Source organism: Muriicola sp. (genome assembly GCF_041567615.1).
Classification (GTDB): domain Bacteria; phylum Bacteroidota; class Bacteroidia; order Flavobacteriales; family Flavobacteriaceae; genus Muriicola.
Genome location: NZ_JBFGBM010000207.1, coordinates 1 through 3,994 on the forward strand (window position 1 = coordinate 1; position 3,994 = coordinate 3,994).

At 46.9% G+C, this 3,994-nt stretch carries 2 protein-coding genes; both read left to right on the forward strand.

What is annotated here, in order from left to right; translation table 11 throughout:
* The first annotated feature begins 23 nt into the window (after nt 1-23).
* Nucleotides 24-2,399 (forward strand): sulfatase-like hydrolase/transferase, encoded by a 2,376-nt coding sequence (locus ABYP73_RS11850; RefSeq protein WP_372974463.1) that lies wholly within the window; start codon nt 24-26, stop codon nt 2,397-2,399.
* Complete coding sequence (locus ABYP73_RS11855) at nt 2,386-3,627, forward strand: YaiO family outer membrane beta-barrel protein (protein WP_372974464.1); 1,242 nt, start codon at nt 2,386-2,388, stop codon at nt 3,625-3,627. The genes ABYP73_RS11850 and ABYP73_RS11855 overlap by 14 nt, the downstream gene beginning before the upstream one ends.
* Nucleotides 3,628-3,994 lie beyond the last annotated feature (367 nt).

Sequence of the window (3,994 nt, forward strand, 5' to 3'; positions counted from 1 at the left end):
AAGGTTTTGCAAAGGCATAAGCTATGCGTACAGAAATACACATACCGGTAAAGAGAAGGGATCTTAGGGATTTCATCAGACTGATCCTTGCGTTCTTCCTCTGCCTGATCGCAACTGCCCTGTACCAGAACATTACCTTGTTCAGTGCAGGCGTACTCGACAGTGTACTCAACAAGAGCCTGCTGCTCCTTTTGGTACATCATCTCGGATTTGTGTCCCTCACGGCCCTGTTTTTGGTATTCCCCTATAAATTTCTCGAGCAACTAAAAGCCAATGCCGGATTTAAAATGGTCTCCCTTTGCCTGGTGGTGCTATTGGGCGCAGAAGGTCTCCTGATCAAGTATTACGTGGATAATTACGAGATTCTAGGGGCAGGGTTTATCGAACGCGTCGAGGCTCTGGGAGGATGGTCCTTCCTTTACTACACACCTGTTTTCTTCTTTTTTGCCGTAGTCCTCCTGTATTTGTCTTACAGAATCACCGCCAATGTATACCCGCTGGTGAACCGTATGTATCCGTTTACGTTAATCATTTTCAGCCTTTTCCTGGCGACGCTCATTACCCGGAAAAACCCGGTAAACGAGAATAAGACCCAGCACCTGATCTACCATCAGTTCGAGGAGCTGACAGATTTCAATAAATACGACGGACAGGAGGAATATCCTTTGTTGAAGACCTATGAGCCTGTCTCGGGACTCGCCTCCCATTTTGCGCTCAAAGAAGAAAGCCCGAACCTGGTATTTATCGTCATGGATGGGGTGGGATCCGACTTTGTAGGAGAAAAGGCTCCTTTTAAGGAATTTATGCCCTTCGTGAATTCTCTGGTGAACACCTCCCTTTACTGGCCTCACAGCCTTAGCAATACCGGGGAGGCTGTAGCCAGTATTCCATCTATTTTCGGATCCCTCCCTTCAGGGGAAGAAGGGTTTACCAATCTCGAATCCCTGCCGCAAAGCTATACCATGTTCGATCTTTTAAATGACAACGGGTATCAGACATCCTTCTATTTCGGGGGAAATATTTCCCTGGAAAACCTCGGTAAATTCTTACACGAGGAAGAGGTCGGACTTATCTCGGGTCGTAAGGCATTCGGTCCCGGGTATAAGGCTCAGGAGCAAGATGCTGCAGGGATCTCCCTGGGCTATCCCGATGGGGAGTTATTCCGCAAATGGTTTGATGATTTTACCAGCTATGACCGCCCGAGACTCGATGTTTTCCTGACGCAAAGTACCCGAAGTCCTTTCCTAATCCCTTCTCCCGATGATTACAGGAAAAAGGTAGACGAGATTTCGGAAAACGTACAGATGACGGATCGAAACAAACGCCTGATCCGAAAGAACAAGGAGATTTTTGCCAGCCTGCTGTACACAGACCAGGCGGTGCGAACCTTTATGGAAGGATACAGGAGGAAAGCCGAATTCTACAACACCGTCTTTGTCATTACCGGCACCCATAACCTCAGTGAACTCCCTCAAAAGGATTATCTGGGTCGTTACAGGGTCCCCCTGATCCTCTACAGTCCTTTGTTGAAGTCACCTGCTCGTATCAATTCACTTGTCGCCCATACCGACATCCTTCCGGAAGTGGCAGGACTCCTGAATGCTAAGTACCGCTCTACCCTGCCGGAGAAAGTTTCGTGGCTGGGAAATGGCCTGGTTCACAAAGGTTTCTTTAGACAGGATAAGGTCATACCGCTTTACCGCCATAGGGGAAACCTGCAGGAATACATCAGAGGCGGTATTTGTCTCTCGGGTAATTCCCTCTATGGGATAGGGGCAGATCTCAGTCTATATGAACCCCGGGAGGTTCAGAAGAAGGACGAATTGATCGCTTCCTTTAAAGAATTCAGGGCGATCAACCGATATGTCACCCGGAATGACAAGCTCATCCCCGGGAACCTGCTGGCAACGGACACTGTCAATACCGAAAAAGAAAGATCAGAAATGGTCTGGATCAACAGTGTCTTTAACAGTGATGATTACGACAATGCCTTCAAAACGGCCAGAGACCTGGCGATCTCAGGTGACAGGGACCGGGCCTTGTTACTGTGTGAACACATTTTAAAGGAAGTGCCCGGCCATGCAGACACGGAGATCCTCAAAGGAAGGATCTACGCCTGGAATAAACAATACGATCAGGCAGCTAAGCTGCTGGAAAAAACGGTTAAAAAATACCCCGTCTATGCAGATGCTTATTCGGCTTTGCTGGACGTGTATTTCTGGTCCGATACCAATTACAAGGCCTTGGATCTCAAAGCAGTGATCATAAAGAACCGGATTTACAACAAGGAACTAAAGAGCAAGATTCAAAGAGCTGAAGAAAAAATGAAAAAGGATAAAACCCTTTTTAACGATCACAATCTCGGATACCTGAAATTTGAAGACGATGGATATGAATAACGGATATATAAAAATAATACCTGTTCTTCTTGGGCTTGTCCTGCTTCATTTCCCGCTCCAACTCAGGGGGCAGGATAGAGCGTATCCCAGAGACCCCGACCTGTCTCTGAAAAGGGCCCTGGCCCTTGCCGGGGACGGAAAACGGGAAGAGGCACGGGACACGCTGAGGAATGTCCTTGCTCATTACCCGGAATACACGGATGTAAAAAACCTGCTGGCCAAGACCTTTAGCTGGGATGGTGACTACGAGCAGGCGCGCAAACTCTTTAACAGGATCATATCCACCGAAAAGTCGAACAAAGAGGTCTGGGAAGCTGCCATACGCAATGAGGTGTATGCACAAAACCAGCACACGGCCCTGGGTCTTGCAAACAAAGCTCTTATCTATTTACCTGAAGATGATGATATTGAGGAACTCAGGAACCGAATCCTGGAATCCTGGGAAGAAAACGGAACTCCTTCAAATGCGGAAACAGATTCAGAAATACCAGTCAATGATGAAAGCTTCGTGGCCCTCTTTAGTTCAGCGGACGTGTTCGATGTGGTCTTTGACCCCATGTATTATTCCGGAGTAGAATTCAACCTCGTGACCGGACTGGGTAAGATCGTACCCAGGATCAATTACAGCAACAGGTTTGGCATAGATGGGATACAGTATGAGGTGGACCTGTATCCCAAATTTTCAAAATCGCTCTATGCCTATCTGAACTACGGGTTCAGTCAGAGCGAAATATACCCGGAACACAGAGTGGGAGGGGATCTTTACGTAAATCTGTCCAAAGGGATGGAGACCTCTCTCGGGGTGAGGTATTTGTCCTTTACAGACAGTGATGTGACCATATTTACCGGTTCTGCTGGTCTATACAAGGGCAATTATTATTTTTCTCTGAGGCCCTACCTTACGCCCAGGAATAACAACACGCTGGGAATATCAGGGGTTCTCACGGCCCGTAGATACCTGAAGGATGTCAACAACTATATAGGTTTGAACGCGGGAATGGGTTTTATGCCTGAATTCAGGCAGTTCAGGGCCAACAGCGTCCTGATTGCGGAGACCCTTCTCTTTGTAGAATCCCAGCAACTCATGATGGAATACCAGTTCTCCTTTAAGTCGAATCCATCGCTCTACAGGGCTCAACTAGGTATCACCCGCCAGGAATTTGTCTTTGCCCCCGGAAATTATTTCTGGGCACTTTCAGCCGGACTCAGATACCAGGTTGGTCTGTGATCCCACAATAAGCACCTCAAAAAATGCGTTATATACAACAAAAATACATCCATACACCACAAACAATTGGCAGAACTGTTGAGAAAAAATAAGTTTATGTAGTTAATATTTAGAGTCCCAGATCTCTACTTAAACCGGACAACCATGTTATACGATACCTACGGAGAGGAGTATCTCAACTTCCTCAAAGACCTGAACGAAATTTTAAGTGTGAATGAATTAGCCGAACTCGATTATCTCTAGTGGAGTTCTGCAACCCCAAAACCCCAAGCTTATGGCAAATCCAAATTATGACAACGCAGCGTACCTGAATTTCATTGAGGACCTCAATGAGATCCTGAAAGACTTTGATATCAGCAGGCTCAGC

Bases quoted from the DNA above. Each gene is read 5' to 3' on its own strand.
- ABYP73_RS11855 (WP_372974464.1), top strand. From the start codon at position 2,386: ATGGATATGAATAACGGATATATAAAAATAATACCTGTTCTTCTTGGG.
- ABYP73_RS11850 (WP_372974463.1), top strand. From the start codon at position 24: ATGCGTACAGAAATACACATACCGGTAAAGAGAAGGGATCTTAGGGAT.